A 23,494-nucleotide genomic window follows, 5' to 3' on the forward strand; every position below is an offset into this window, starting at 1 on the left:
CTAAATAATAAATAATCTAATGAAGCTAACATTACTCACATTTCTTATTTTTTTGGGATTAGCCTCCCTGCTCAATTCAATACATATGAATATAGTACACTAATTTTGCGAACAGGCGATACTCTTAGTGGCCTTTCAAAGATTACCGCAACTGGCAACTTAAAATTTAAACAAGGTAAAAAAAAAGAGCAATTCAATTATCGTGATGTTGAGCGGTTAATTAGAGGAAGCGGAGACTCCAAGGATGTATATGTATATCGCGTTCTTGCAGGACAACAACCAGAATTATTCAAAGTCGTAAGAGAGTATAAAGATAAAATATACTTGTATGCGCAAGATGTTCAAGCAAATTCAAATGCTATGGGAGGAACTATGGGAGGAGGTTTAAATGTTTCGGTAGGAACAAGCATGAGTTATACTATAATGCATTACTATGTGAATAAAAACGGTAATCATATTGTAAAAGAGTTGGGTCATGACCATCCAATTTTTGGAAATGGCTCATTTAAAAAGAATCTAAAAGAATTTTTCAATGATTGTCCAGAACTAATCAAAATGGTGGATAATAATGATTTTAAAAGAGTCGACACACCAGAAATGGTTGACATTTATGTTGAAGAATGTGCGGGGAAACAATAATTATCTATCTATCCGGATATAGTCCATAATATCATAAGGTAATATCATTTCGTAATTATAGATCATCTATTTCCTTACTATTATAAAGATCTTACCACCGCATCTTCCCTTGGCTTAGCATCTACATGTTTAAAGCGTTTATGAGTCCATAAATAAAGCTCTGGTCGCGTATAAATTTGATCCTCAAGCAATTCAAAATAACGATCAGTAATGGCAAATTGATCTTCTTGAGGAGCTTGAGAGGTGATTACTTTAAAGGTAGCCTGGTAATGGCCGCGTTTTAATTTTTCTACATGGAGATATGCCACATTCATGTCCAGTTTTTGAGCCAGACGCTCTGCACCTGTAAAAACAGGTACAACTTGGTTTAAAAAGGATCGCCAGTAGATTGCACTCTTCGGTTTAGGAGTTTGGTCGGTTACAATTGCGCAGATTACTTTGATATTCTCTTTCTTCTTATGCGCCAAATAGGTAGAAGCCTGCCGATTAGGTATCAAATCAGTATTGTATTTAGAACGTTTTTTTCGGATTAACCGATCAAAATAAGTGTTGGCAACCTTTTTGTAAATCCCTACCCCGTGATCATGACCGTAATCATAAAACTCTAGTGCATTCATCCATTCAAACGAAGCATAATGTGCACAGAGTAAAATAGTGCCTTTGTTTTGCGCGCCTAGCTTTTGCATTTCTTCTAAATTGGCAAACGTAAAGCGTTTCTTCAATTCTTTATCAGAGATCGAAATGCTTTTAATCATCTCTAAAAACATATCGCACATATGCTTATAAAAGGAAGAGGTAATTTGATTTATCTCTTCGGAAGATTTATCAGGAAAAACAATCCTTAAGTTCTTTTTGACGACTTTTTTTCGATATTTAAAAATGCGATAGACCAAAAAATAAACTCCATCTGAAACAGCGTAAAACAGCGGGAATGGAAGTCTTGAAACAAGCCATAGAAAAGGGTAGGTGAGTCCGTAAACGACTGCCTGCATACGATCAAATTTTCAACAAATATATGTTATATTTGAGAGCTAAGAACAGTACCTATGGGAGATATTGAAATCGTTACGCTGGTTATTATCGCCGCAAACGTGATTGCTTCATTTAAGGGGTTTAACGATCCATCCTTTTTTTCTAATTATAAATTTCATGTAGGATCTATACGGTCAGGTCAGCAAATACGTATGCTGACCAGTGGATTTTTACATGTGGATACCAGTCATTTACTGGTAAACATGCTTACGCTTTACTTTTTTGCTAATCAGGTGATTTATGGAGTTGGCGCAGTTGGTTTCCTGATCATTTACCTAGGTAGCTTAATTTTAGGCAATATACTCTCGCTTTATTTTCACAAAGATGAGTATGAATACCATGCTGTGGGAGCAAGTGGAGCCGTTATGGGCATACTTTACGCTGCAATCTTATTACAACCAGATATGATGTTGCTTTTGTTTTTTATTGTTCCCATTCCGGCATACGTATTTGGGATAGGGTATTTACTGTATTCGATTTATGGTATGCGCGCAAGAACAGACAATGTAGGGCATGATGCCCACTTTGGTGGAGCGGTCGCGGGCTATCTTATTACATTGATCCTGGCACCGTGGATTTTTTCTTCGCATAGATTGATGGTCGTGCTACTCGCGATTCCTATTGTGGTTCTATTTGTGATGAAAAAACTCAATAAGATCTGATCATGGCATCTTTATTGGTTTAAACCCTCTATTAAACAACACTTAATATGAAAAATTTACTTGTACTTCCTGTCATTTGTTTAACCCTCATCACACAAGCTCAAACAGAAATGCCTCCTTCCATTCAGGTGAATGGAGAAGGAACGGTAAAGGTGATTCCAGATCAACTTCAATTAAGTGTAAGTGTAGAACATGAAGGCAATGATGCAGCCGAAGTAAAACACCTTACCGATAAGGATATCGATGCGGTGCTCAAATTCCTAAAAAAGGAAGGTATCCCATCAAAAAACATCAAAACCCAATACATCAATCTCAATAAGACCTATCAGTATAATACCAAGCAGTATGTATATAGATCATCTCAATCCATTTCAGTTTTACTGGAAGACCTCAAAAAATATGAGTTGATTATGACGGGATTGATTGATAGCGGAATCAATCGCATAAGCGGACTCAATTTTAAATCTTCCAAACAAGACCAATTAGAGCGGGAAGCCAGAAGAAAAGCTATTCTTAATGCAAAGCAAAAGGCTGATGATTTAGCCATGCCGTTGAATCAAAAGGTTGGTAGGGCTTTGCAGATTGTTGAAGGCGGAAGCACTATGCCTGGTCCACAATACCGAAACATGATGCTAGAGGCAGATGCGATGTCTTTTTCAAAAAGTGGAGGCAATCAACAAACCATTTCACCCGGTGAAATGGAGATCAAGGTAAATGTCACAGTGAGATTTGAGTTGAAGTAGGTATTATACTATTCGTTAGATAGTGCTGAAGGTAAGGTCTAAATTTTTAAATTTTACGTAAAATATATCATGGTCTGCTTCGACTCCGCTCAGCATGACAGAATAGAAAGAAGCTTCTTTTATAATTCAAGCACAAGTTGAAATTCTTGTCATCCCGAACTTGATTCGGGATCTTTTCAGTTTTGAGAAGTGCTTCTTAGTCTCACTTGGATGACCTGCAGCATAGAAAGTTTTCCCTAATCTACTGCCCGGCGAATAATTGGGCTAGCTTATTTTCTAGCGCTTTACCGCGAAGATTTTTTTCAATAATTACACCATTTTCGTCTAGGAGTAAGGTGGCCGGAATGCCTCTGATATTGTATTTTTTGACAATAGGATCTTTCCAGTGCTGTAGATTTGAAATATGCTGCCATGTCAAGCTATCATCTTCAATAGCTTGTAACCATTTATCTTTATGTCCGGGTCGATCCAGTGAAACACCAAGGATATTTAATCCTTTATCATGGTACTTATTATAAAGTCGAACCACATTTGGATTTTCGATACGACAAGGTTTACACCAGGAGGCCCAAAAATCAACGATGGTATATTTTCCTAACGCATCATAGAGGGCAAGTTCATCGCCATTGGGAGTAGGCGCAGAAAAATCAGGAGCTTTGTTCCCAATTTCGGTAGCTGCCATGCTATTGATGCGGTTAGAAAGTGTGCTGGCTATATTGCTTTCTTTTACCTCTGTTGAGAGTGATTCATAAAGCGTTTTAATTTCTTTTATAGGTGCGCTTTTTAGCGTAACCATGTCGCTAATATTCAACAGGTTCGCAATTGCTTTAGGATGATCCTCAATTAATTGCTTTCTGTAGGTGAAATCAGCATCATTTAACATCATTAGCTCAGCTTGGTTCTGAGCCACTAAGGCTTGGTTGGACCTGTTTTGTGGATTCATCATTTTCTGCTTAATGCCCTGAGACTTTTTTTGATACTCCTTAATATGATTCATATAATCCATCAAAACCTCATTTTGCTCACCTCCATTCATTTTTGAGGCTCTAATACTATCCTTATAAATGATCATATCGATGGGTCCATCATCTGCTACAAAAAGCGTATTTCCTCGTACACCGTTTAAGGTGAGTATATACAGTTCTGGTATTTGAGGTGATTTCAATTCAGTTGAAAATTGTTCTGATTGAATGATCACAGTATCCACGGCTATAGGTGTATTGTCTGCGCCTATTTTAGAGATAATAGCGCGGGTTCCATCAAAGGCACCGGGAAGTTCTGCAGTCACCATCAATGGTCCTTCATTTTTACAACTAGCTAATACTAAAACCGTAACAAATAAGAATATTTTATACATATACATAGAATGAGCTACAAAGGTAATTAACTGCGCATTTAATTTAGATCAGATGTTCTAAAAAGATGTTAATTGATAAGGGCATTTTAATAAATGTTTACCTTTGTAAAGCAAAAAGAGGGATTATGAGGTTTGTTAGCGACGATTTTCCATTAAAAATTAATATAAGTTTTAAAAAGCTTTTTAGCGTTTATGAGCAATATCTAAATGAAGATAATGAGTTGCTCATACTAAAAGCAGATAGAATTCTACGTCTAAAAGAAGACTATCCAAAATTAGTCTCTGGTCTTACCAATAAAGAGGAAGTCGAGGCACACAGAGATCAAATTGACCTCGCACTTAGTGATATTTTTACTGATCCTTTACAAGACAACGAGATTAAGTTGGCGTCTATCCCTTTTGATAACAGCATCCTAAAATCTACACGAAGATACAACCGTATTATTGAAGCTGCGGGTGAAGATTTTGAGCCGACGCTGCGCAATTTTGATGAAGATCAATTTTATATCATGGGGTGTAGTTTTATTCTCATGTTTTATTACAATCATAATATTGATTTTAGAAGACCGTTTTTATATGATATCCCTTCAGAAAATGGGATAACAAGGTATTATAGAGTGATGTATAATGCAGATTTTGTTTCTGTAGAAAAGACTGAAAACTCTGTAGAGATTACACAGGAAGATGTAGATGAGCTGCTTGATAATTTTAATAATATTGACTTATGGAGAGAGAAGTTCCCGCCTCGCAGTTGGAACTTTAAAGGATTTACGGTAGCCTCCCTTTTTGATATAACCACAGATGTTGCGTTATCCACCTTTAAGGAAAATTTACTCAAAGCCGAAGATAGTATTGAGTTCGTTGATAATTTTACAAATACCTTCAAAGCAATATTTAATTTGCCAGAGCTAAGTCTTGGATTTAGCGAGTATAATGACGAGGAGAAGACATTTGAGCGAATACCTTTTGGGAATTTTAAAAGTTATATTTTAAATAAAGACGATGAGGGCTTCTGCCAGGATTTACTATGTAAAGGCAGTTATTATTCATTAATAGGAAGAGGAGAAACCTTTTCTATTTCAGATGTTGAGCGATATTTACAGGCCGATAAAACCGAGATTTTATACAATAATTTACTGGAACAAGGCATACGGTCTGCGATTCTTGCACCAATTAATAAGCACGGTAAATTTTTAGGGACGTTAGAAATTACTTCTCCAAATGTTAGAGAGTTAAATAGCATTAATGCTAATAAACTAAAGGATATCATGCCCTTTTTGGTAGAGGCCATTTCTCAGTCAAGGGATCGAATTGAAGACCAGCTAGAACTTATTATTCAAGATGAATGTACATCTATCCATCCTAGTGTGTATTGGAAGTTTAGAAAAGAGGCCAAGCGCTATCTTAAAGCAACCATGAAAGGTGAGCAAGCTTCTTTTAGAGAGATCGTTTTTGACGATGTTTATCCACTCTATGGTCAAATTGATATAAAAGGATCATCAGACTCCAGAAATATAGCTATCCAGAAAGACTTAGTTATTCAGCTAAAACGCGTTAAAGAAATTTTATATAAAGCTCACGAAATTTCACCTATGCCTATTTACAGCGAAATGTTGTATCAGGTAGAAGAACTTTTAGAAGAAATTAAAGATGAATTGCAAGTAGATACAGAACAACGTATCGCTCATTTTATTTCTAAAGAGATAAAATCTGTACTCAATCATTTGCGTGATTCAAAAGACGAATTGCGTCATGAAATTCAAGATTATTTAACTGATTTAGACAATGAATTGGGATTAATCTATAAACACAGAGCAGATTTTGATGACTCTGTGATGATCATCAATAAACGACTTTCACGTTTGCTGGATCAAAAGCAAAAAGCAGCTCAAAAAATGTATCCTCATTTTTATGAACGCTTTAAAACTGATGGTGTCGAACATAATATGTACATAGGTGAATCCATTACCAAAGAAGATTCTTTTAATGAAATTTACTTATATAATCTTCGTTTATGGCAACTACAGGTGATGTGTGAGATGGAAAATGAATACTATCGTTTAAAGAAAACGCTCCCTGTTGATCTAGATGTGGCTTCTATGATACTTGCTTTTCAAACTTCTCTCTCTGTTCGATTTAGGATGGATGAGAAACGTTTTGACGTAGATGGAACGTACAATGCGCGTTACGAAGTAGTCAAAAAGCGCGTAGACAAGGCTAATATTAAAGGGACTCAGGAACGAATAACGCAGCCGGGAAAAATTGCAATTATATACTCTCAAAAAAGTGATCAAAGGGAATATCTGCGCTACATTAAATTCTTACAGTCTAAGAAATACCTTGATGATAAAATAGAAAAACTGGAGTTACAAGACTTACAGGGCGTAACAGGATTAAAAGCTCTTCGCGTAAAAGTTCTTTATCGACTTGATGAAGATGAAAAAGAATACTACACGTACGAAGACCTCATGCAAGAAATTAATGCTTAAAAATCAATTGATGGTTTGAATTTATAGGCTATTGCAAAAGCAATCACAGAGAGAATGATCCCTACCATAAATACCGTATAGGTGATGCGTAAGAGTGTATATTTTTTATGAAGAACTTTTCCTAAAAAATATAAATCCTTGGTCATGGTACTGTAAATATATTCCTTGTCTTCCAACATATTTTCGATAGCCCACTCAAAATCTTTCAATTCCATTTTATGAAAATTTCCAAAGAATAATAAATTTACTTTTTTCTTCTTGACATCCTCTTTATCAAACGTACCGCTAGTCACATTAGGTCTAGTAGCCAAAACCGAAAGGACCATCGCAGCAGTACTAAATACGACGAAAATAAGTGTAGGAATAACTAAATGTGCATTTGAAGGATTATCCAGTTTAGGAATAAGATTAGACAATGCCAGCGAGATTATTATTGCGTTAACCGAAAGCAAAATATTCGCTTTTGTATCTGCAATATCACTCAGTTTGATATGATTTCTAAGGGTAACCCTAAACAGTGTTTGAACTCCGCGTTGGGGACTTTCATCTTTGTATTTAGCTTTAAGTTTTTCCTTTTTCTTTCTCTTTTTGAACTTACGCTCCTTTTTAAATAGTTTGGACAAATTTTCATCCTTGAGTTTTTTCCAGTTTTTTAGAGCATAATCAGAGTAATACTCGTGTTCATTTGTAAAAAACTGGATATTTTTTTTAGTCCACTCTTCGGGCGTATATGTTTCAATTCCCAAGAGTTTAAGCTCCTGTCTTAAATATTCACTGGCCTCTTTAAAATATTCTTTCGCAAAATGCGATGCATCTGCATCTCTTATAATTTCTTCAAGTTTGTCACTAGGGGTGTGTGTCATTTTAGTCGCAAGGATACACCGTTTTGTTTCATCTATAATATGTTGTGGTACATCGTGTTCTTGCAGATATTCTTCAGCAATTTTGGCACTTCTTTCTTCGTGATTCTCGTGCCCTTGGATATAACCTACATCGTGAAAGATAGCAGTCAAACGCAAAATAAGTTTTTCGATATCTGTCAACGAGGTATTATCAACTATTTCATTCGTACTTTTTAGTACTCGCTGGGTGTGAGTGTAGTTGTGATAAATGACCGTATTTGGGAGGTCTGACTTTAATAAATTTATCACAAATTTCTCTGCCTTTGCAGTGACTTCAGTCATATTTATATACTTTGGCTTTAGTGGCAAAGTACAAAAAATATTACGTTAGAATGAGTAGAAAGTTGAAATCCCGTGTTATAATATTCTTAATACTAAGTGTAAGTATAACCCTCAATGCACAGAAAGCAAAATATAGAAAGGGAGAGGAGAACTACGAGAAAAGTTTCACCCAAAACACTAATCCTTTATACACTTTTTATCTTATTGGGGATGTAGGGAAAGCCTACAGTTTTGGACCAGCTCCGGGATTAGCTGCTTTTGAAAACCACATCAAAAGCACCCCAACTTCAACCAATAGTCATACAATCTACCTAGGCGATAATATTTACCCCAAAGGACTTTCAAAAAAAGATGCCAGTACTCGAGAATATGAGGAGCTAGTTTTAGATTTACAGGTAAATGCCATTAAAAACTTTAAGGGTAAAACTATATTTATTCCGGGAAACCACGACTGGTACAATAATGGTCTTGAGGGTCTCAAACGACAAGAAAAGTATATTGAAGATAAATTAGGAAAAAACACCTTTATACCTGAAAACGGTTGTCCTATTAAAAGCATTGAAGTAAACGATGAGGTTCAGCTAATTGTATTAGATTCTAATTGGTTTTTAACCGATTGGGATGATCATCCACTCATTAATGATGAATGTGATCAAATTAAAAGTCGAGAAGCCTTTCTGCTAGAGTTTGACAGTGAACTAAAGAAAAGTCAGGGTAAAGTACGACTTGTAGCTTTGCACCATCCCCTATATACAAATGGCGTACACGGGGGGCAATACGGAGCAAAAAAACACTTATATCCTACCCAAAAAAAAATACCTCTGCCTATTTTGGCATCTCTTGCAGTTCAAATTAGGTCAAACGCAGGTTTGACCATACAGGATAATCATAATCCTTTTTATCAAGACATGGTAAATCGTTTAAGCACGATTGCTAAAAAATATGATAATGTTATATTTAGTTCGGGTCATGAACATTCATTACAGTACATAGAGCACGATGGTATTAAACAAATCGTAACCGGTGCCGGAGCAAAAAATAGTTATGCAAATCTTAATAACGATGGTCTCTTTGCTTATCCAGGTCAAGGTTTTGCAGTATTAGAGGTATTTGAAAATCACGAAGCTTGGGTATCTTATTATGGGAGCGTTGAGGATCAACCTAAGTTACTTTATCGCAAGCAAGTATTGAAGAAAGAACCGCCTTATGATGATTCCGCTTTGCCAGCGTCTTTTCCGGCTACGGTGAACGCAAAAATTTATGACGAAGACCTTACTGATCGTTCAGGTTTTTTCAAATTTTTGTGGGGTGATCATTATAGAGATTTATATGGAACTAACGTGAATGTTCCCACTGCGGTTCTTGATACTCTCTATGGCGGCTTGGAAGTCGTTAGAGGTGGAGGTGGTCAACAAACCCGATCCATACGAGTAAAAACAAGAGACGGTAGAGAATACAATATGAGGGCACTCAAAAAAAGCGCAACGCAATTTCTACAGGCGGCAGCGTTCAAAGAGAGTTTTATTGAAGATGATTTTGAAAATACGGTCGCCACAGATCTATTATTTGATTTCTATACTGCCGCGCATCCTTATGCATTTATGGTGATTCCCAGTATGTCTGATGCTATTGGTTTGTATCATACTAATCCTAAACTTTTTTACTTGCCTAAACAAAAAGCGCTGGGTAAATACAACAAAGAGTTTGGAGATGAGCTGGTTATGATTGTTGAACGTCCTATGGAAGCATATAACGAATTAGAAAGTTTTGGAAAGCCGCAGGATATTGAAAGTACTGCAGATTTATATGAGCGCTTGCGTAGAGATGAAGAATACACCGTGGATGAGCCAGCTTACATTAAAGCTAGACTTTTTGATATGATCATTGGAGATTGGGACCGTCACCAGGATCAATGGCGTTGGTCAGAATTTGAAGATGAAAACGGCGTTAAATCCTATCGTCCCATTCCCAGAGATCGGGATCAGGTATTCTCTAAATTTGATGGAGCGATCATGAATACGATAAGAGGATTAGCCGGATTTGCCAAAAAATTTAGTGTTTACAACGGTAAAATTGGTAATGTAGGAAAGTTTAATACCTCTGGAATGCTATTGGATCGGTCTTTAATTCGCTTTAGCGGAAAAGAAGAATGGATCAAACAAGCTAAGTTTATCAAAAAGAATCTTACCGATGAAGCTATTGAAAAAGGTTTTGAAGCTTTTCCGGAAGAGATTAAAGTCAAAACAGACCCTAAACTTGTAGACTATGTGAAGCAACGCCGAGATGATATTGTGAAATACGCCGAAGCTTACTACAAAGAATTAGCTGCCTTAGGAATAATTTTCGGGACAGATAAAGATGATTTTATTGAAATAGAGCGCTTAGCTAAAGGAAAAACAAAAGTTACCATCAGCCGAATCAAAGATGGCGAAAAAGCCGATAAAGTTAGTGAGAAGATTTATGATAAAAAGGATACTAGTGAACTTTGGGTTTACGCCCTTGATGATGATGATATCATTCATGTCTACGGTGAAGGTAATAATCCCATTTATTCCAGAATTATAGGAGGTCAAAACAATGATATTTATCGCATAGATAACGGAAAAAAAGTCAAACTATATGACTTTAAATCAAAAAAGAATACGCTGGAAAAAAAGAATGGTGCAGATGTATCGTTTACTGATGATTACCACAAAAATGTTTACGACAAAACCCGAAACAGATTTACGTCTAATGTGATACTTCCAACATTAGGTTTTAATCCAGATGACGGAATTAGTGTAAGAGTCCAAAATATTTATACGGTCAAAGGATTTGAGCAGAAACCCTTTACGCAGCGACACAAAGTTAGTGCGGGGTATTATTTGGCGACTTCAGGATATACCGTTGGCTATGAAGGAGAATTTTTAAATGTTATTGGTGATTTTAATTTAATGGCCCAAGGTTCATTTACCAGTCCTAATTTTGCCAGAAACTTTTTTGGATTTGGAAACGGATCTGAAAATCCTGAAGATGATAGAGGGCTTAATTTCAATAGAGTAAAAATTGCTCAAATTACGGGTGGATTGGGTCTGGTGAGAAGAGGTCGTTTGGGGAGCGAATTTAAGATACAAACCACGTTTGAAACCTTTGAAGTAGAGGATACCAATAACCGTTTTATTACAGAGGCCGAAGCCTTTGACGAATCTGATGATATCTTTGAGCAGCAATATTTTGCAAGTATTACTACTTCATATGAATTTGCATCGTATGACAATAAGCTCAATCCCACACGTGGAATGTTATTTCAATTGAATGGTGGAGCTAGTACAAATATTGATAATGAAAATACTTTTGGGCGTGTGGGATCACATATAGAATTCTTTAATTCATTGACCACAAACCGAAAATTAGTTCTTAGAACTAAACTTGATGCAGCTACGATCATTGGTGAAGACTATGAGTTCTACCAGGCGGCTGTTTTGGGAGCCGATACGGGATTACGTGGATATAGAAGAGACCGTTTTAATGGAGAAACTGCATTTGCCGGTGGCGCAGATCTACGGTATAGTTTTAATAAATTAAAGACAACGGTATTGCCATTGGATATGGGTTTATATGTGGGAAGCGATATAGGTAGAGTATGGACCGATTTACCGAATGAAAGTGAAACCTGGCATCCAAGTTATGGACTAGGCTTTTGGGTGAATACAGCACAAGCAGCAGGAATCAATGCAAATGTATTTTTTACGGATGAAGGTGCGCGGGTAGGGGTAACAGTTGGATTTAATTTGTAGATAGCCTTGTGCCACTTTAAACAGGTTTCTGCTGCTCATCAGGATTTGAGGATATAGGAATGAAATATTACTTGTCTAAATGATATTCAAACAACTTTGCTCCATCCATCTTTTTACCTTCTTCTGTGATTAATAACGTATCGGCATGCTTAAACGCAATACCCTCTTTTTGTGAAGAATATTTTAATTTCACTTTTGTAACTGTTCCGCTAAAGAAATCATTCCCAGTGTACTCATTCAGTTTCCAGACTTTGTTATAGCCTAATAGGACTATCTCACCTGTTTTTTGATTAATATCTGCGGCTGTGACAAAACAATCATCTTCATCATCACACAAATTATATTCCGTAATAAATTTTGCTTCAAAATTACCCGGTTTTGCGGGCACCTGATAAACTCTGGTTAAACCTTCAAAATCGCTGCTACGATCCTTTGTGAAAAGATAGAAGTACTGATCTTTGTATATCAGCGCTTCAGCATCAAAATGACGTTTTTTCTTTTTAGGTGGATATTCTTCCTGATCCTCATAGCGAAACCTTGTTTTTTTTGGAGTAACCTCTTTTTCAGCGAGAGCTATATTCTCACTCACATGATAAATAGTTAAATCCTTACGGTCGTTATCGTTATTCCCCGTATCAGCTATGAAAATGGTTTCTTTGCCATCGCTGGCAATATCCTCCCAGTCTACATTAATGGCATCTTTGAGCCAGGTTTTATGTTTGATGTGTCCATTTTTGATGTCTATAAGATATAACACTCCTTCGTTTTTGCTATCGGCGATAGCCCAAACAGATTCCTGATCTTGAGCCATGATAATACCACTAATTTCATTAAGTTCTTTAGGTAGAATGTCGTTGAGCTTGAGCTTACCATAATCCTGGCAACTTATAGTGACACTTGACAAGAAGAGCGATACAATAAAGGTGATTTTCATAATACATAAAAAGCCTTAATCTCAGTACAATGTATGAGTCAAGGCTTAAAAATTAGTGATTAAATTATGGATTATGCTTTTGGAAAGTTGTCGCTCTTCTCCATATACCACGCGTCCAGCATCCAGCTAATTTTTTCCAATTCTCTTATATATGCTCCAATTAAATCAATAGTTCCTTCATCTCCATTACCATCAGCAACTTCTACAACTTTTCTCATTTGACCTAGAATGCTTCCATGATCCTCTAACAATGCCTTGACCATTTCCTTATCGTCTTTCGTTCCGCTTGCTTCCTTCAAATTTGATTTCTCAAGATAATCAGTATAATTACTTAAGGGTCTAAATCTCAGGGTTAGGATACGCTCAGCAATTTCATCTACTTTTAGCTTTGCGTCGTCATACATTTCTTCGAACTTCTCATGGAGATCAAAGAAATTACGACCTACAACATTCCAATGAAAATTACGAAGTTTTTGATAATACATGTGATAATCTGCCAACAAAATGTTGAGTTCATTAACAGTATCTTTTACTTTTTCGGTATCTAAATTTAGATATTTCATAGTTTTCATTTATCGTTTTTCTGTTATGACATAAAAATACGATATACTATACGTGTCGGCAATCTCTTTGAATCGTTTAATATAAGTTTAACTGTGCTTCTAAATCTGTTCTTAAGAATATAGAAAGCAAACATTTCCTTACATTTAAGGCAAGTAATACAACATTATTTTGAATGAGGAAAAAGATAATTAAAAGCAAAAAGCCTAAAGAAAAGAGGAAAAATTTGATTCCGGGTACCGCAGTTTATGTAGGGAATAAGGAGCAGCATAATCTACACATTGAAGTTTTTGATTACGATAAGGAGCGCTACGAGGAACGCATTTTAGAGCATGTAGATGAAGCCTTTTCATTTGAAGATGAACAAACAATCACATGGATCAACCTTAATGGACTTAATTATGTTCAAGATATTGAGCGCTTAGGTAAACATTATGACCTTCACCCACTTACAATAGAAGATATTGCGAATACAAGTCAACGCCCCAAAATAGAAGAATTTGAAGACTACACATATTTAGTGCTAAAAATGCTCTATTATAACGAACAAAATGAATTGGTTATTGAACACATTAGTTTTGTATTAGGGTCAAATTACGTCATTTCTTTTCAAGAGGCAGATGGTGATGTCTTTGATGAGGTGCGTAACCGCATTAGAAATCTTAAAGGCAGGGTACGAAACTCTGGAGCAGACTATTTACAATATGTCTTGATGGATGCCATTGTTGATCACTATTTTACTCTGCTGGAAGTTATGAGTGATAATATTGAGTCTTTAGAAGATGCTTTGTTTGAAAGTAGCGAGAACGAAGGTCTAGCTCAAGAGATCCAAGAGCTCAAACGCGAAGTACTTAGAGTTAGAAGAGCAGTAGTTCCGCTTAGGGAGGTGATCAGTCGTATTTCAAAAAGCGATTCTGATTTGTTTACAGAAAAAACCAATATATTTATTAATGATTTATATGATCACATCATCCAAGTGTCAGAAAGTATTGATCTCTATCGGGAAATGACCTGGGGCTTGATGGATATGTACATGACCACAATTAGTAACAAAATGAATGAGGTGATGAAGGTTCTCACTATTATCTCAACGATATTCATCCCGCTGAGTTTTTTTGCAGGTCTCTACGGAATGAATTTTGAGCATATGCCAGAGTTAGACTATCGCTATGGGTATTTTATTTTACTTGGAATAATGGGACTTGCAGTCATTGGTATGCTATATTATTTTAAGCGGAAAAAGTGGTTGTAAGAGATATATTTTAAAGCTCTACTGCTCATTCAGACCCCAGTCATACTCTGTGAAACTCACTTTAGCGTCTGGATTAACTTTAGTTGAAGCATATTGATTCACATATTCCGGAAGGGTTGCTATGCCTTTGATCAAATAATCTTTTTTATACCAGTCAAAAATCTTATTCAGCTTAATGCGTTTTGGATTGCTCAGATAATTTTTATTGGAGTTGATAAACATGCTGGCGGCTTGATCCAGTTGCTCATTGATATTAGAAGCGGTAAATGCCTGAGGCATCAAATCTGGGCAAGAGATAGAGGCGCAGTTAATGGCGAAATGAATCCTGGGTTCATTCATTTTTCGCAGTACGCCGTTTTCAATCGCTCCTAGCGAAAGCATTTTATCACCCACAGGAACTAGAGCTTTTGTCCAAGCTCCGTCAATGTCTTTAATGCTCTTTAACGGATAATGATCTAAAATCAAATCTACCGTATATGCATTATATAAATTGATGTAGTACGCTAGGAGCTCTTCTACCTTCCAGGTGTCATCTGGTGTCAAGGAAGAAAGCTTCGTTAAGTATGCATCCAGTGCTTCCCGGTCTTTTAGAAATCCTTTGTAATCCACTAAACCTTCAGCATTGACATGCTTTTGTAGTAAGGAAGTCCACGCCGAATGATCCACGCGATCCTCAACAGTTTTCTCGCCTAAATCACCAGTAACCTCTTTGGTAGGTTGCCCTTGGCTGGTGAGACCGGCAGAAGCCAGCAGCGAACAGCCTGAAAATAAAATGCTGATCAAAGCAAGCGGGGTAATGATAGATCGTTTAAAAAAAAGCATGATGTGAAAGTTTAATATCACTAAAATAAGTCGATTTGTCTTCAAGGAACTTACATGTGGTGAATAAAAAAACATCTTCCGCCGGTGTTAAGGACAAAAGATGTTTCTGATGCAGTGCATTAGATTAACTTGGCACGCCTGCCATCTCGTAGTCTGTATAACCTTCCGCGCCGGCGCTATAAAAAGTATCCTGATCAGGTTCGTTAAGCTCTAAATCATTTTGCATGCGATACACCAAATCTGGATTGGCAATATAAGGACGACCAAAGGCCACCAAATCGCCTTTATCATCTTGCAGGTCTTGTTCTGCTTGTTCCTTATTGTATCCTCCGCTTAAAATTCGGGTGCCGTCAAACTCATCCCAAATGGCTTTTTTGAGCTCATAAGGAACAGCGGGTGCGCCCATGGCCTCATGATCCACTAAATGAATATAAGCCATGTTGAGTTCATTAAATTTCTTGGCCAGATAAGTAAATTGCTCTTTGGTGTCATCAAATACATCCATGTCGTTCATCGCTCCGTTAGGACTCAATCTAATCCCAACTTTTTCGGCTCCAATAGCGTGTACAACCTTAGCAGCAACCGCTAAGGCGAATCTGGACCTGTTTTCTATGCTTCCGCCGTATTCATCCTCACGTTTATTAGACGCAGGGTTATTAAATTGATCAATTAAATACCCATTTGCTCCGTGTAGTTCCACTCCGTCAAATCCTGCTTCCATGGCATATCGTGCTGCGGTCACAAAAGAATCTTCGGCAGCAATCACCTCTTCTCGGGTCATTTCTTTTGGGGTAGGATAGGGCTGCTCACCTTCTTGATCGGTATACATCTTACCGCTTAATTGAATCGCACTAGGTGCCATAATGGTAGCATCATCTGGCATATTGAGTGGATGAGACACCCTACCCGTATGCATAATTTGAAGAAATATCTTTCCGCCATTATCATGAACGGCTTCGGTCACTTTTAACCAACCTGCCACGTGATCGCGATTGTACATTCCCGGGATGCGGGCGTAACCAATCCCATTGGGGGAGGGAGCAGTACCTTCTGTAATGATTAGACCTGCACCGGCACGCTGCGCGTAATATTTTGCCATTAAACTGTTTGGGATATGATCTATAGCTCTACAGCGGGTCATGGGAGACATCACCACGCGATTTTTTAAAGACACATCTCTTAGGGTAAACGAATCAAATAATTTCATGTTTTTTTTATAAAATTACCGTCATTGTGTGCAATTCCATGTTAATATAACGTCAGAATTTTCAAAAAAAACATAAAACTACGTTAAGTTATGTATTAATTAGTTTTCTACATAATAGCACTGATACTCATATGTATCAGGATGAGAATTATCAAGATGATTACCTATTTGTAAAATTTCTTTCCTATTTTCCTTCTCTTCTTCCTCTTGAATCTCCGGTGGCATCATTCCCCACTCAAAAGAAGAAAAGAACAAAAATGATACAGAATCATCTTCATATTCATTATAATCATAAAATTCTGGTGCAACATCTTCTCCATCAGGATCTTTAAGATTTAATTCCTTGGAAATATTTGAGACTTCTTTTAATAATCTTTCTTGTTCCTCTTTTTTAATTTCTTTAGTATCTTTTCTTTTGATAAAAAGTGCGGGTCCAAACTCTGACATAGTAGTGCGATTTAATATGATAATTTAAATATACATAAAAAAAGAACTGGAACAATTTTTATTTGAGCTAATCTACTTGATGAGTGTTTAGATTAGAAACTTTCCGTAAATAAAAATGTTAACGCATATCAAAATAGCGATAATACTAAGAATAATTAGCAATAAATAAGCAGATGTAATTCCTCTCGTAGATTTTACTAATAAAGGGATATCGTTAGATACAAGCGCTCTTCTAATTGCCATAGAAGAACTTAAAATTTTTTTTGAGGAGAAGTAAAAGAGTAAAGATGATCCAATAAAACCGATACCTTTTAGAAGACCAAACTCTTTATTATAGAATTTTTGAGAAGATTTAATTATTGGTTCTATTCCGATAGAGTCACTAAAAATTATATAGAGAAATCCTATCAAGAATAATTGACATGCCGCTATAAAACCAAACCTTGACATAAGTTTTCCCCATTTAGCAATGATATTCATATTAACTTTCGCGCTGTTGTAAACCTCTAACAGATCGTCTTCTAAATGTTTAAAATTCATAGCAAGAAATTAAAATTAATCTAAATTACATAAGATCAATTTTAATTATGACGAATTACAAAATTATTTTGAAGTAAATAATCCATAATTATGGAATTATTGTATTTTTACTGAAAATTGTCCCATGTCCTTTGAGCGTATTCGTGAAAAACTAAACATACTGGCAGATGCCGCAAAATACGATGTGTCATGTTCGTCAAGCGGAAGTAAACGCCAAAATAAGAATAAGGGTTTGGGCGATAGCAGCGGAATGGGAATCTGCCATAGCTATACGGAAGATGGTCGCTGTGTTTCCCTGCTAAAAATTCTACTCACTAATTATTGCATTTTTGACTGTGCCTATTGCGTTACCCGAAAAAGCAACGACATCAAGCGGGCTGCATTTAAGGTGCAGGAGGTAGTCGATCTAACCATTAATTTTTACCGGCGAAATTATATTGAAGGGCTTTTCTTAAGTTCAGGAATTTTTAAAAATGCAGATTATACCATGGAACGTCTGGTTGCAGTGGCAAAAAAACTGCGTGAAGAAGAAAATTTTAACGGGTACATCCATCTAAAATCCATCCCGGGAGCATCAGATGAGTTGATGCGAGAAGCAGGCCTATACGCTGATCGATTAAGCGTTAATATTGAAATCCCCACAGAACAAGGCTTAAAGCAACTTGCGCCGGATAAAAATAGGGCTGATTTTTTAAAGCCTATGAAAAAGGTGAAGCAAGAGATCATCCAGTACAAACAGGAAAAGAAGATCATTAAAAGCACACCTAAATACGCGCCGGCAGGTCAAAGTACGCAAATGATCATTGGGGCAAGTGGAGAAAGCGATCTTGAAATCATAGCCACCTCCAACTATTTTTATAAGCAGTATAACTTAAAGCGGGTGTACTATTCCGGTTATATTCCCATAAGCTATGATAATAGATTGCCGCAAATTGGTACTCCTGTTCCTGTTTTGCGTGAAAATCGTCTATATCAATCAGATTGGTTGATGCGGTTTTATGGGTTTGAGGCTAATGAAATTGTTAATGCCCACCATCCTAACTTGGACTTGGAGATCGATCCTAAACTGAGTTGGGCTTTACGCCACTTAGATCAGTTTCCTGTAGATGTGAATAAAGCAAGTAAACGCATGTTAGCGCGAATTCCGGGATTAGGAATGAAGTCTGTACATAAGATTTTAGGCGCAAGAAGGTTTAGACGACTTAATTGGGAGCACCTTAAAAAAATTGGCGTTGCTTTAAATCGTGCGCAATATTTTATGGTGTGCGACTCCCCAGATTTTGAGCGCAGGGATTTAACAGAACACCAGATCAAACAATTAATTCTTAAAAACTCAACCAGCAAATACGCGCCTATGTTCAATACACAACTCCAATTGTTTAGCTAATGCAAGATCATTATATATTAAGTTATGACGGGAGTTTTGACGGGCTTTTATCCGCTTTATTCATGGTATTTGAAGAGCGTCTGGATAAGGTAACGATTAAGAAAAAATCTCACTTACAGGATAGTTTATTTTCTAAGAAGGTAGAGGTGATCTCCAATTCGCAGAATGCTGCACGCGTATGGGACGGTATGACTAAATATATGGGAACAGCAGCACGTCATAAATTATATATGTGTTTTTTGAGTGAGTTGCCTTGTGTAGAAGATCATATTTTGGGCTATGTACGGTATGCTATTGCACGAGAAGAAAATATTGATCAGGATTACTCAAATGCAGATGTTCTTAAAGTAAGCCAGGTCACTAAGATGGTGGGCAGAGAAAAGCATAGGATGGAGGCATTTATTCGATTTAAGCTTTCTAAGGACAATATTTATTTCGCTACTGTGGAACCAGATTTTGATGTACTACCCCTAATCACTAAACATTTTGAAGGGCGGTATGCAGATCAACGCTGGCTTATATACGATTTAAAACGCTCCTACGGCGTATACTACAATCTCGACAAAGCCGAAACCATCACCCTAGACCTAGATCAATCTCTTATTTCAGGTGGATCGAATAAGCGTTATTTCTCTCCAAAAGAGTATGATTTTCAGGAATTGTGGAAGGATTATTTCGCCAGTACGAACATAAAGGCCAGAAAAAATATGAAATTACACCTTAGACATGTACCAAAACGCTATTGGAAATACTTGATTGAGAAGCAAGTAGATTAGAAGCGCCTTTTTTTGAAATAAAAATTAAAAAAATTATTTGGTATTACTTTTTTAGTACTTTTGATTTAACCAAAAAAACAGGCGAGTAGATTTTACAGCCTTCTTTTTTCGTGATGTTTTATACTTTATTTGGGTGTGGGAGCATATTGAAGTCAACTCTCAACACAGCTTTGGGGACAGAGAACCGAATGATATGCCTTGCTTCAACTGCATATACCAAACGTGCCACTTTGTTAAGTGGTAACTCCTCTTATTATTCAATTTGTAATTCATAAGCTTACGATGTTCTATAATAGAATTATACCTAAGCATTCCTTCAGTTAATTATAATGAAAACAAAATACGTCGATCTTATAGAGCAAACCTATGACTTCCCTCAAGAAGAGTTTGCACTTAAGGATAATCAATTATTTTTTCACGGGATAGACCTTCAGGCATTAATTCATCACTATGGAGCACCGTTAAAGTTTACCTATCTCCCTAAGATTTCAGATAATATTAATCGTGCCAAAGACTGGTTTTCTTCGGCCATGAAGAAGAATAATTATTCTGGTAAATATCATTATTGCTATTGCACTAAAAGTTCTCATTTTAAGCACGTATTAAATGAAGCGCTTAAAAATGATATTCATATTGAAACCTCTTCGGCATTCGACATAGATATCGTTAAACACTTGAAAGCCGAAGGTAAAATTACCGATGATACGTTTGTAATCTGTAATGGTTTCAAACGGGATCAATATGTGCGCAATATCGCCGATTTAGTCAACGGCGGGCATTCCAATTGCTTACCCGTGATAGATAATTATGAGGAGCTCAACTTACTTACTTCGGCTACTGACAAAAAATTTAAAATAGGGATTCGAATAGCAGCAGAAGAAGAACCAAAATTTGAATTCTATACCTCACGTTTAGGGATAGGATATAAAAATATCGTCCCGTTCTTTAATAAGAACATCAAAGATAATGATCAGGTTGAGCTTAAAATGCTCCATTTTTTTATCAATACAGGTATTCGCGATACCGCTTATTATTGGAACGAACTAGTAAAGTGTTTAACCCTGTATATTAACTTGAAGAAAGTGTGCCCAACCTTAGATAGCCTAAACATTGGGGGCGGATTTCCTATAAAGAATTCGTTGGCCTTTGAGTATGATTATCAATATATGATTAATGAGATCATCAATCAAATTAAAAATGCGTGTGATGAAGCCGGTGTAGCTGTACCCCATATTTTCACTGAGTTTGGAAGTTTTACTGTGGGTGAAAGTGGAGGAGCGATCTATGAAATTTTGTATCAAAAACAGCAAAATGACCGCGAGAAGTGGAATATGATCAACTCATCGTTTATTACCACCATGCCAGATACCTGGGCGATTAATAAGCGTTTTGTCATGCTGGCTATCAATCGTTGGAATGAAGAGTATGAACGCGTACTGTTGGGTGGATTAACTTGTGATAGTGATGATTATTACAACAGTGAGCAACACCTCAATGCGATTTATTTACCCAAGTATAAAAAGGATAAACCTTTATACATCGGCTTTTTTAATACAGGGGCTTATCAAGAAACCATTGGTGGATATGGTGGACTACAACATTGTTTAATACCGCAGCCTAAGCACATTATCATACAGAGGGATCCAGATGGAGAAATAACTACTCAAGTATTTTCTGAGCAGCAGACCTCTCAGCAACTTTTATCCATTTTGGGCTACACCGAAAATAAACAAGAAACTTTAATCAATTCCGTTTTAGCATCAACTCAAACCCTATCATGAAACATTCAAAAACGTATGCCGGTATTTCTGAAAAATACGCCGGCTATGAAACCTCAAAAATCGTATTAATCCCGGTTCCTTATGATGGCACCAGCACCTGGGGCAAAGGAGCCGATAAAGGTCCTGAAGCATTTTTACACGCCAGTGAAAATATGGAGCTATACGATATTGAAACCGATAGTGAAATATACAAACAAGGGATACATTTAGCTGCGCCCATCACAGAGAACACCTCACCAGAGGCGATGGTTAGTGCGGTACATGATGCAGTAAAAGAGCATATCAAGCGAAATAAATTTGTAACGCTATTTGGTGGAGAGCATTCAGTTTCTATTGGCACTCTGCGTGCATTTAATGAATCATTTGACAACCTTACTGTGCTCCACATTGATGCACATGCAGATTTGCGTAAGAGTTATGAAGGATCGCCCTACAACCATGCCTGCGCGGTATATGAGGCCAACCAACAAGCGAACTTAATACAGGTGGGCATTCGCAGTATGGACCGCAGTGAACGTAGTTTGATGAATGAAGAAAATGTATTTTTTGCGCATGAAATGGCTACAGATGATTACTGGATGGATGCAGCGATTGAGGCAATGACTGATCAGGTATTTATCACTTTTGATCTGGATGCGTTTGATAGTTCGTTGGTACCTTCAACCGGCACACCTGAGCCAGGCGGATTATTATGGTATGAAACCTTAGAGTTTTTAAAGAAGGTATTTAGTGAGAAGAACGTGGTTGGCTTTGATATTGTAGAGCTTTGTCCTAATCCAAACGATAAATCTTCAGACTTTTTAGCCGCAAAACTTTATTACAAAATGTTGAGCTATAAGTTTGAAACAGAGCATCAAGAAGAAGATATAGAAGACTACGCGCGAGATTTCAGTACAAAATCAACCAGCAATAATCAATTTGAAGAGTATGATGAGCAGTAAGGGAGAAATTTCAACATTTATACAAAAGTACTTTTTACATTTTAACGCAGCCAGTTTAGTTGATGCGGCTAAAGCATACGAAGATCAATTAGCGAATAATGCTAAGATGTTGGTTTCTCTCGCTGGAGCAATGAGCACTGCCGAATTAGGTAAAATCTTTGCAGAGATGATTCGGCAGGATAAAGTGCATATCATCTCCTGTACGGGCGCTAATTTAGAAGAAGATGTGATGAACCTTGTGGCACATTCACATTATAAACGTGTGCCTAATTACAGGGATTTGACTCCGCAAGATGAGTGGGATTTATTAGAAAAGGGACTTAACCGGGTCACAGATACCTGTATTCCAGAAGAAGAAGCCTTTAGGCGAATCCAACAACATATTGTAGCCATTTGGAAGGATGCTGAGGCAAAAGGAGAACGCTATTTTCCGCATGAGTTTTTGTATAAACTGTTATTATCTGGCGTCTTAGAACAATACTATGAGATTGATTTAAAGGATAGTTGGATGTATGCCGCGGCAGAAAAGAACTTGCCTATGGTCGTTCCCGGGTGGGAAGATAGCACGCTGGGCAATATTTTTGCCAGTTACGTGCTTAAGGGAGAATTACAGGCTCAAACCATGAAATCTGGTATTGAGTACATGACTTTTTTAGCAGACTGGTATACGCAAATTTCTACTGAGGGCGTTGGATTCTTTCAAATTGGTGGAGGTATCGCAGGAGATTTTCCTATTTGCGTGGTCCCTATGTTGTATCAGGATATGGAGCGACCAGAGACACCTTTTTGGAGTTATTTTTGTCAAATTTCAGACTCTACAACCAGTTATGGGAGTTATTCCGGTGCCGTGCCCAATGAAAAAATAACCTGGGGAAAGTTGGACATCAACACGCCTAAATTTATCATAGAATCAGACGCTACCATTGTAGCACCTTTAATTTTCGCCTATTTATTAGACATGTAA

20 protein-coding genes are annotated in these 23,494 nt (G+C 36.9%); 11 read left to right on the forward strand and 9 right to left on the reverse strand.

What is annotated here, in order from left to right; genetic code table 11:
* Positions 1-105 precede the first annotated feature (105 nt).
* Positions 106-639: a hypothetical protein gene (locus ABD000_RS06395; RefSeq protein ID WP_343764951.1), complete on the forward strand. Its 534-nt coding sequence runs from the start codon at positions 106-108 to the stop codon at positions 637-639.
* 80 nt (positions 640-719) lie between these two features.
* Here the strand turns inward: ABD000_RS06395 and ABD000_RS06400 are convergent, their stop codons facing one another.
* The gene (locus ABD000_RS06400) at positions 720-1,631 is read right to left on the reverse strand and encodes a lysophospholipid acyltransferase family protein (protein ID WP_343764952.1); all 912 of its coding nucleotides are present in this window, start codon (positions 1,629-1,631) and stop codon (positions 720-722) included.
* A gap of 54 nt (positions 1,632-1,685) precedes the next feature.
* On the opposite strand from ABD000_RS06400, the gene ABD000_RS06405 reads away from it, so the two are divergent.
* Together ABD000_RS06405 and ABD000_RS06410 are read left to right on the forward strand one after the other, a co-directional pair.
* Positions 1,686-2,333, forward strand: a complete 648-nt coding sequence (locus ABD000_RS06405) for a rhomboid family intramembrane serine protease (protein WP_343764953.1) — start codon at positions 1,686-1,688, stop codon at positions 2,331-2,333.
* 47 nt (positions 2,334-2,380) lie between these two features.
* Positions 2,381-3,076 carry an SIMPL domain-containing protein gene (locus ABD000_RS06410; protein ID WP_343764954.1) on the forward strand — a complete coding sequence of 232 codons (696 nt, stop codon included), beginning with the start codon at positions 2,381-2,383 and terminating at the stop codon, positions 3,074-3,076.
* Between the two features lie 241 nt (positions 3,077-3,317).
* On the opposite strand, the gene ABD000_RS06415 is transcribed toward ABD000_RS06410, so the two are convergent.
* The gene (locus tag ABD000_RS06415; RefSeq protein WP_343764956.1) at positions 3,318-4,433 is read right to left on the reverse strand and encodes a redoxin domain-containing protein; all 1,116 of its coding nucleotides are present in this window, start codon (positions 4,431-4,433) and stop codon (positions 3,318-3,320) included.
* Positions 4,434-4,558: 125 nt separating this feature from the next.
* On the opposite strand from ABD000_RS06415, the gene ABD000_RS06420 reads away from it, so the two are divergent.
* Positions 4,559-6,922: a GAF domain-containing protein gene (locus tag ABD000_RS06420; RefSeq protein WP_343764957.1), complete on the forward strand. Its 2,364-nt coding sequence runs from the start codon at positions 4,559-4,561 to the stop codon at positions 6,920-6,922.
* Here ABD000_RS06420 and ABD000_RS06425 read toward each other — a convergent pair.
* Complete coding sequence (locus ABD000_RS06425; RefSeq protein WP_343764958.1) at positions 6,919-8,106, reverse strand: Pycsar system effector family protein; 1,188 nt, start codon at positions 8,104-8,106, stop codon at positions 6,919-6,921. The genes ABD000_RS06420 and ABD000_RS06425 overlap by 4 nt on opposite strands.
* A gap of 50 nt (positions 8,107-8,156) precedes the next feature.
* Between ABD000_RS06425 and ABD000_RS06430 the strand changes: the two genes are divergently transcribed.
* The gene (locus tag ABD000_RS06430) at positions 8,157-11,882 is read left to right on the forward strand and encodes a metallophosphoesterase (protein WP_343764959.1); all 3,726 of its coding nucleotides are present in this window, start codon (positions 8,157-8,159) and stop codon (positions 11,880-11,882) included.
* A gap of 67 nt (positions 11,883-11,949) precedes the next feature.
* Here ABD000_RS06430 and ABD000_RS06435 read toward each other — a convergent pair whose 3' ends face one another.
* Both ABD000_RS06435 and ABD000_RS06440 read right to left on the reverse strand, forming a co-directional pair.
* The gene (locus tag ABD000_RS06435; protein ID WP_343764961.1) at positions 11,950-12,816 is read right to left on the reverse strand and encodes a hypothetical protein; all 867 of its coding nucleotides are present in this window, start codon (positions 12,814-12,816) and stop codon (positions 11,950-11,952) included.
* A gap of 71 nt (positions 12,817-12,887) precedes the next feature.
* Positions 12,888-13,379 carry a Dps family protein gene (locus ABD000_RS06440; protein ID WP_343764962.1) on the reverse strand — a complete coding sequence of 164 codons (492 nt, stop codon included), beginning with the start codon at positions 13,377-13,379 and terminating at the stop codon, positions 12,888-12,890.
* Between the two features lie 173 nt (positions 13,380-13,552).
* On the opposite strand from ABD000_RS06440, the gene corA reads away from it, so the two are divergent.
* Positions 13,553-14,629: a magnesium/cobalt transporter CorA gene (gene corA / locus ABD000_RS06445; RefSeq protein WP_343764964.1), complete on the forward strand. Its 1,077-nt coding sequence runs from the start codon at positions 13,553-13,555 to the stop codon at positions 14,627-14,629.
* A gap of 18 nt (positions 14,630-14,647) precedes the next feature.
* Here corA and ABD000_RS06450 read toward each other — a convergent pair whose 3' ends face one another.
* From ABD000_RS06450 to ABD000_RS06465, 4 genes are all read right to left on the reverse strand, one after another.
* A complete protein-coding gene (locus tag ABD000_RS06450; protein ID WP_343764965.1) occupies positions 14,648-15,451 on the reverse strand; it encodes a DUF547 domain-containing protein in 804 nt (267 codons plus the stop codon).
* A 124-nt stretch (positions 15,452-15,575) separates the two neighbouring features.
* Complete coding sequence (locus ABD000_RS06455) at positions 15,576-16,658, reverse strand: alkene reductase (protein ID WP_343764966.1); 1,083 nt, start codon at positions 16,656-16,658, stop codon at positions 15,576-15,578.
* Positions 16,659-16,757: 99 nt separating this feature from the next.
* Positions 16,758-17,105, reverse strand: coding sequence for a hypothetical protein (locus tag ABD000_RS06460; protein ID WP_343764967.1), 348 nt, complete (start codon positions 17,103-17,105; stop codon positions 16,758-16,760).
* An 87-nt stretch (positions 17,106-17,192) separates the two neighbouring features.
* The gene (locus ABD000_RS06465) at positions 17,193-17,645 is read right to left on the reverse strand and encodes a hypothetical protein (RefSeq protein WP_343764968.1); all 453 of its coding nucleotides are present in this window, start codon (positions 17,643-17,645) and stop codon (positions 17,193-17,195) included.
* Positions 17,646-17,769: 124 nt separating this feature from the next.
* On the opposite strand from ABD000_RS06465, the gene ABD000_RS06470 reads away from it, so the two are divergent.
* The 5 genes from ABD000_RS06470 to ABD000_RS06490 all read left to right on the forward strand — a co-directional run bounded on the left by ABD000_RS06470 (position 17,770) and on the right by ABD000_RS06490 (position 23,494).
* Complete coding sequence (locus ABD000_RS06470) at positions 17,770-19,032, forward strand: putative DNA modification/repair radical SAM protein (RefSeq protein ID WP_343764969.1); 1,263 nt, start codon at positions 17,770-17,772, stop codon at positions 19,030-19,032.
* Complete coding sequence (locus tag ABD000_RS06475; protein WP_343764970.1) at positions 19,032-19,808, forward strand: TIGR03915 family putative DNA repair protein; 777 nt, start codon at positions 19,032-19,034, stop codon at positions 19,806-19,808. The genes ABD000_RS06470 and ABD000_RS06475 overlap by 1 nt, the downstream gene beginning before the upstream one ends.
* Before the next feature lie 329 nt (positions 19,809-20,137).
* Complete coding sequence (locus ABD000_RS06480) at positions 20,138-21,589, forward strand: arginine decarboxylase (RefSeq protein WP_343764971.1); 1,452 nt, start codon at positions 20,138-20,140, stop codon at positions 21,587-21,589.
* Complete coding sequence (gene speB, locus ABD000_RS06485; RefSeq protein WP_343764972.1) at positions 21,586-22,530, forward strand: agmatinase; 945 nt, start codon at positions 21,586-21,588, stop codon at positions 22,528-22,530. The genes ABD000_RS06480 and speB overlap by 4 nt, the downstream gene beginning before the upstream one ends.
* The gene (locus tag ABD000_RS06490; protein WP_343765099.1) at positions 22,520-23,494 is read left to right on the forward strand and encodes a deoxyhypusine synthase family protein; all 975 of its coding nucleotides are present in this window, start codon (positions 22,520-22,522) and stop codon (positions 23,492-23,494) included. Before speB ends, ABD000_RS06490 begins: the two co-directional genes overlap by 11 nt.

Origin of the sequence: Gangjinia marincola, assembly GCF_039523415.1 — a bacterium.
Lineage (GTDB): Bacteria > Bacteroidota > Bacteroidia > Flavobacteriales > Flavobacteriaceae > Gangjinia > Gangjinia marincola.